The 6176-nt window shown below is 71.2% G+C and carries 8 protein-coding genes; 5 read left to right on the top strand and 3 right to left on the bottom strand.

Annotation, left to right across the window (positions count from 1 at the left end):
- Both DKL51_RS02480 and DKL51_RS02475 read right to left on the bottom strand, forming a co-directional pair.
- Positions 1 to 1441 (bottom strand): dihydroxyacetone kinase family protein (locus tag DKL51_RS02480; protein ID WP_148097708.1); only part of this gene is annotated, 1441 nt, incomplete at its 3' end.
- On the bottom strand, positions 1438 to 2376 hold the full coding sequence (locus DKL51_RS02475; RefSeq protein WP_124811682.1) for a sugar phosphate isomerase/epimerase family protein: 939 nt from the start codon (positions 2374 to 2376) through the stop codon (positions 1438 to 1440). The genes DKL51_RS02480 and DKL51_RS02475, both read right to left, overlap by 4 nt.
- Positions 2377 to 2524: 148 nt before the next feature.
- Between DKL51_RS02475 and DKL51_RS02470 the strand changes: the two genes are divergently transcribed.
- The 5 genes from DKL51_RS02470 to DKL51_RS02450 all read left to right on the top strand — a co-directional run bounded on the left by DKL51_RS02470 (position 2525) and on the right by DKL51_RS02450 (position 5580).
- Positions 2525 to 3244, top strand: a complete 720-nt coding sequence (locus DKL51_RS02470) for a GntR family transcriptional regulator (protein WP_221623119.1) — start codon at positions 2525 to 2527, stop codon at positions 3242 to 3244.
- Positions 3245 to 3352: 108 nt separating this feature from the next.
- A complete protein-coding gene (locus DKL51_RS02465; RefSeq protein ID WP_124811680.1) occupies positions 3353 to 4357 on the top strand; it encodes a 4-hydroxythreonine-4-phosphate dehydrogenase PdxA in 1005 nt (334 codons plus the stop codon).
- A gap of 173 nt (positions 4358 to 4530) precedes the next feature.
- Positions 4531 to 4740: a hypothetical protein gene (locus tag DKL51_RS02460; protein WP_124811679.1), complete on the top strand. Its 210-nt coding sequence runs from the start codon at positions 4531 to 4533 to the stop codon at positions 4738 to 4740.
- Positions 4733 to 4948 carry a DUF397 domain-containing protein gene (locus DKL51_RS02455; protein ID WP_124811678.1) on the top strand — a complete coding sequence of 72 codons (216 nt, stop codon included), beginning with the start codon at positions 4733 to 4735 and terminating at the stop codon, positions 4946 to 4948. Before DKL51_RS02460 ends, DKL51_RS02455 begins: the two co-directional genes overlap by 8 nt.
- A complete protein-coding gene (locus tag DKL51_RS02450; protein WP_124811677.1) occupies positions 4945 to 5580 on the top strand; it encodes a LysE family translocator in 636 nt (211 codons plus the stop codon). The genes DKL51_RS02455 and DKL51_RS02450 overlap by 4 nt, the downstream gene beginning before the upstream one ends.
- Positions 5581 to 5920: 340 nt before the next feature.
- Here DKL51_RS02450 and DKL51_RS02440 read toward each other — a convergent pair whose 3' ends face one another.
- Positions 5921 to 6175, bottom strand: a complete 255-nt coding sequence (locus tag DKL51_RS02440; protein ID WP_124811685.1) for a DivIVA domain-containing protein — start codon at positions 6173 to 6175, stop codon at positions 5921 to 5923.
- Position 6176 lies beyond the last annotated feature (1 nt).

The raw sequence follows: 6176 nt of genomic DNA, 5'->3' as shown, positions 1-6176 counted from the left end.
CGCCGAGCCGCACCACCGTGTCCACGGCCGCTCTGCTGGCCCGGATGATGTCGCCGGGCGTCGGGGTGTTCTCGTCGTCCAGAGCGTGGGCGGCGGCGGTGAGGCCGGCACCCCACAGAGCGCCGGAGGTGCCGCCGGCCCGCTCGGACCAGGCCTCGGCTGCCTGCACCAGCAGCCCCCGCACGCCCGCCCGTGCGCTGACCGCCTCCGCCGCCGCCTGCGCCGCAGCCGCACTGCCGCGCGCCATACCGATGCCGTGGTCTCCGTCGCCGGCCACGGCGTCGATCTCACCGAGGCGAGCCTCGTGCTGAGCCATGACGTCCCGGACATGGGCTAGTGCCCGCGCGACGCGGGCGGCGCAGGCCTGCGAGGCGGGCGACCCCGGCCGGATCCGCCGGCCGGGCACGGTGGCCGCGACGATCCGGCGGGGCTGCTCGTCGGCGACCGGGCCGCGGTGGAAGGCGGGGGTGTCCGCCGGGGCGGTCCAGTACCTTTCGAGGTCGTCGTCGAGGAAGGTGACGGTCAGCGAAAGGCCGGACATGTTCAGGCTGGTGACCTGCTCTCCGACCGTCGGCCGGACCACGGTCAGGCCGGCCTTCGCGAGTCGATGGGCGACCCGCCGGTAGACGATGAACAGCTCCTCGTACTTGACCGATCCGAGCCCGTTGACCAGCACCGCCACGCGGCCGCCCGGCTGGCTGGTCCCGGCCTCGTCGAGGAGCTCGCCGACCAGCAGATCCGCCAGCTCGTCGGCGCCGAGAAGTGGCTGCTCCCCGATCCCCGGTTCGCCGTGGATGCCCAACCCGATCGCCATCTGCCCCGGTTCGACGGTGAAGAGCGCATGCCCCGCACCGGGAAGGGTGCACCCGTCGAAGGCGACCCCGAACGAGAAGGTGGCGTCGTTGGCGCGGCGGCCGATCGCCTCCACCGCATCCAGCTCCAACCCCTCTTCCGCCGCGGCGCAAGCGACCTTGAAAACGATGAGGTCGCCCGCGACACCCCGGCGTTGGTCGCGCTTCTGCCGCGGCGCCGACGCGATGTCGTCCGTGACGGCGAGCGTACGGACGTCGACGCCCTCGGCGCGCAGCCGTTCCGCGGCCTGCCCGAAGTGCAGGACGTCGCCGGCGTAGTTGCCGAAGCCGAGGACGACGCCGCCGCCGGCATCGGCGGCCCGAGCCACCGAGTGCACCTGGCTCGCCGACGGCGACGCGAAGGTGTTGCCGCAAACGGCACCGTGCGCGAAGCCGGGACCGACCCAGCCGGCGAAGGCGGGGTAGTGGCCGGAACCGCCGCCGAGCACGACGGCGACCTGGCCGGCCGGGGTGGCCGAGGCCCGTATCACCCCGCCGTGCACGGGGAGGACGTGACCGCCGTGCGCGGCGACGAATCCTTCGAGCGCCTCCCCGGCGAAGTTCGGGGCCGCGTTGACCAGCCGGGTCATCGCCGGGCTCCGAGCTTCGCCCGCAGGATCCCGCGCAGGTAGTCACGGTTACGCGCCGACACGCTCAGCCCGTCGCCCCCGTAGTGCTCGACGCAGATGGGGCCCTGGAAGCCCGCCTGCAGGGCGATCTCGATGGCGCGCCGGTAGCTGATGAGGCCGGATTCGGCGGGGGCGGGGACCGTGAAGTACGCGCCGGTCGCCGGGTCGTGGTCGCGGTAGTAGTTCTTGATGTGCCAGTAGTTGGCGTAGGGGAGGGTCTTCAGGTGCACCTCTTCCCAGTCCTCGATGGGCCGGTGCAGCCGGATGAGGTTGCCGATGTCCGGGTTTAGGCCGACGTTCGGCAGATCGATGGCGCGGACCAGCGCGACGGCATCGTCCGCCGTGCCGAGCAGGGTGTCCTCGTAGATCTCGAGCGAGAGCTGGATGCCGAAATTTGCCGCGTGCCGCCCGATGCGGGAGAAGCGCTCGACGGCACGGTCGAAGCTGGCCTCGTCGCGCTGCTGGTCGGCCCCGGGCTGGGTCCAGAACCACTCCGCATCCCGCTGCCGCGCGGTCAGGGGCCGATGCAGCCCCAGGCAGACCACTCCCGTGCCGATGCCCGCCGCGGCTTCGACCGTACGCAGCGCGTAGTCGACGTTGGTTTCGCCGTGCTCCGGGTCGAGGACGCTGCGCCGGACGACCGAGATCGCGCTCACCCCGAGGTCTGCATCCTTGAGCGTGCGGACCAGGTCCTCGCGTTGGCCGTCGGTGAGGTCGCCGGGACGCAGCCAGGTGTCGGTGAGGTCGACGTGGTCGAACCCGCAGGCGGTGACCTCGGCGAAGACCCTGGCCCATTCGATGGGGCCGGCGTCCGCGACGTCGGTGCCATCGCCGGTACGCCCCGGGAACTGGATCAGGGCAGCGCCGATGGGCCACTGCTCCGCCGTCCAAACCATGCCTTGTCTCCGATCGGGTGCCGGGTCGTCGCCACGCGATTGCCGCGTGGTTTCCGTATCGTTGCCGATAGATCCTGTAGGATCCACGATCATGCGGGCTATGTCCAGAGGTGCGGACGGTAGGATCTCAACCACCATGACAACGTCGATGGCTTCCGATGGCGCCCAGCTCGGGCCGGACCAGGGCCGGCCCGTCGAGCGCCGCGCCCTGCGAGATGGCGTCTACGACGCGATCCTCGAACTTCTCCTGGAGGGCCGGGTCAAACCGGGTGCCTCCCTGAGCATCGACGCCCTCGCCCGGCAGCTCGGCGTCTCACCCACGCCGGTGCGAGAGGCGATGGTGCAGCTGGAGCACACGGGCCTGGTCACCCGGGCCGCCCTCAAGGGCTACCGGGTGGCTCCGCCGCTGTCAACGGAGCGCATGTCCGAACTCGTCGACGCGCGCACCATCCTCGAGGTCGCCGCCGTGCATGGCGCGGTACCGATGTCCGGCGCGGCGCTGCTTGAGCTGAAGGCCGCGCACTCCGACCACGTGCTCGCGGCCGACTACGTCAAGCGCGTACGGGCCGGAAACGACGAGCAGGGCTGGTCCGTCATCCGCCGGTACTACACCGCGGACTGGGCGTTCCATCGGGTGATTCTCACCCACTGCGGCAACCAGTACCTGCTGCAGTTGGCGGAGTTCCTCTCGCCCCAGGTGCATCGACTGCGGCAGTCGCTCGGTCACGGCCTCACGGACGTGGACCAGGCCGTGGCCGAGCACGGCGACATCCTCGAGTCGATCGCTTCGGGGGACAACGAGCGGGCCGAGAACGCCATGCGGGCCCACCTCATGGGCGTACGCGCACGCTCGCTCGCTGAGAGCTGACCGGTCCGGGCAGCCGGGAGGAACTTCTTGACGGGTCATGGCGGGGCAGTAGATCCTATAGGAAACAGCGCGCCATGCGGACGTCGTACACCCCGAGAGAGGACCCCCATGCCCCAGACCGCCGCCGAGGTTCTACCGCGGATCGCCCTGACCATGGGGGATCCCGCCGGCATCGGGCCCGAACTCACCGCCCGCCTCCTCGCCACGCCCGAAAACCTGCACAAGGCCGAGGTCTACGTCCTCACCGACGCCACCGAACTCAAGGCGGTCGCCGCCGAGGTCGGCGTCGACGTGCCGGTGGCCGACGAACCGACTCCAGGCCACGCCATCCTCGTCGGCAGCGGCCTGTCCGGCCCGCCCGTGCAACGCAGGACCGTCAGCAAAGCCGCCGGCGAACGCGTCATGGCCGACCTGCTCAAGGCGCTCAACCTCTACCGCACCGGCGTGGTCGACGCGATCATGTTCACGCCGCTGAACAAGGCCTCGCTACATCTGGCCGGCATGCACGAGGAGGACGAACTCCGCTGGTTCGCCAAGAAGCTTGGCTACCAGGGCACCACCTCCGAGCTCAACTTCATACCCGGACTGGTCACCTCCCGGGTAACCTCACACATCCCGCTCAAGGACGTCGCAGCGCGGATCAACGCCGACTCCGTCCTCGCCGCCATCCGCCTCCTCGACGACGTGCTCAAGGGATCAGGGATCCCCGCACCCCGCCTCGCCGTCTGCGCCCTCAACCCGCACGCCGGCGAGAACGGCAAGTTCGGCCGCGAGGAGATCGAGCACATCACCCCAGGGGTCGAGGCCGCACGGGCACAGGGGATCGAAGCGACCGGGCCCCATCCGTGTGACACGGTCTTCATCAAGGCCAGAAACGGCGACTTCGACGGTGTGGTGACCATGTACCACGACCAGGGCCAGATCGCGATGAAGCTCATGGGCTTCGACCGGGGCGTCACCGTGCAGGGCGGCCTTCCAGTCCCGATCGCCACACCGTCGCACGGCACCGCATTCGAGATCGTCGGCAAGGGCGTCGCCTACCTTGGTCCCAGCCAGCACGCCTACGATCTGGCCGTCGCTCTCGGACGACGCAACCGGCAGAACCGACGATGACCACAACAGTCGGAACTGCCGCCACCGCGATCACCGGCAAGCTCGCCCGGAACAGCCGATGAGCCGGCCGGGGCGCGGGCGAACACGGACGGCTGCACCCCGGCCCCACCTGCCCGTAGGGCTACCCGGGCTACGCCGGACCCTCCCAACACCAGGCCGGCCAGCGCTGGTTCGTGCGCGCGTCGGGCGTTCCCCCCGTCGGCCGAGCAGTGCCGGAGCTTCGTGATCTACCGAAGTCGCTCACCGGCGCGCTCTATCTCGACAAGGCCGAGGAGCTGCACGCATCCGGGACGGTGTGGAAGGTCTGGGATGCTCTCGCGCTGGGTGAGGCAGAATCGAGAGACATGATCAAGCGGATCATCGGGGAGATGCGGCATGACTGATCTGACCGGCGCCGTCTGGGACAAGAGCACGCGCAGCGGCGACAACGGCGGCGAGTGCGTCGAGGTCGCGGACAACCTCCCCGGAGTCGTTGCCGTTCGCGACTCGAAGGATCCGGCCAACCCCGCGCTCGCCTTCGCGACGGCTGCTTGGTCCGCGTTCGCTGCCGCAGCCGCGAGCGGTGTCCTCGTAAAAGGGACGGACGCATGACCGCCACCACCGGCGGGGTGATCGCGTTCGCCGCAGTAATGGCGGTGGGCGCGCTCTCCCCCGGGCCGGATTTCGCGATCGTCGTACGCCGAGCTGCCGTCTCGGGACGGGCGCGCGGGATGGCGACGGCGGCCGGGATAGCGGCGGGGGTCTTCGTCTGGGCGGTCGCCGCCGCAACAGGCGTGGCCGCACTGCTGGCGGCCTCGGCGTTCGTCTTCACCGCCGTCAAGGTCGTCGGCGCCGCCTACCTCGCCTGGCTCGGCGTCCGCGCGGTGGTCGCGGCGGCCCGCGGCGGCGGTGGGACCCTCGGCGAGCCGGCTGGCCGGGACGACACGACACTTCCGGCGGCGTTCCGGCAGGGGCTGCTGTGCAACGTGCTCAACCCGAAGGCGGCGGTGTTCTTCGTGGCGCTGATGCCGCAGTTCCTGGACCCCGACGCGGGGGTGGTCGACGCGGTGGTGCTGGCGGCGGTGGCCGCGGCCGTCGCCCTGCTGTGGTTCCTCGGTGTGGCCAACCTGGTGGCGGCGATGCGGCGGCTGCTCGACCGGCCACGGGTACGTCGGGCGATCGACGCGGTCACCGGCGTCGCCCTGATCGGGCTCGGCGTCCGGCTGGCCGCGGCGCGTTTCTGAGCCACGACCGACCATCGGCGGCCGTGCAACGAAGGACCACCCGAGAGTCCTGCCGACAGGCCCGATCGGCGGCTGCTGCCGCCGCTGGCTGTACTGCCCAAAGACGTTGGCCGGCGCTGCCAAGCTCCGCGCACAGTTCCACCCGATGCCGTACGTTCTGGTCGTCCTCGGCCGACACGGTGGACCCCCCGGGTCGGCCTGCGGAGCATCCCGGTCCAGCGGGCCACCGCCCGGGCCAGGCGCTGCGCGGCGGGCAGGTCGGCGGTGGTCACCGGCAGGTGGATGACCCAGCGCTCGGTCACCGGCGCTCGCCGTTCGCCACGCGGGCCTGGTCGGACTGTCAGCGGCGCAGCGCGTCCTTGATCCTGGCGGTCTCCCGGCGGCTCTCCGCGAGCGCGGTGTAGACGGCGGCCAGGTCGCCGGCGACCCGGTCGAGGAAGGCGTACACGTCGGCGGGCTCCAGGCCGCGGCGTCCGAGCCCGGCGGGCTTGAAGCGGCGCTCGCGCACCTGCCACGGCAGCAGTGAGGTGTACGCGGACGAACGGTAGGCGGTCGCCCCGCTCCCCTGCCCCGGTCGTTCGTCGCGGACGCTCATC

This window comes from Micromonospora globispora (genome assembly GCF_003857015.1).
Taxonomy (GTDB): Bacteria; Actinomycetota; Actinomycetes; order Mycobacteriales; family Micromonosporaceae; genus Micromonospora; species Micromonospora globispora.
The sequence above is the reverse complement of the archived record's forward strand: the minus strand, read 5'-3'. Positions and strand labels throughout refer to the sequence as shown.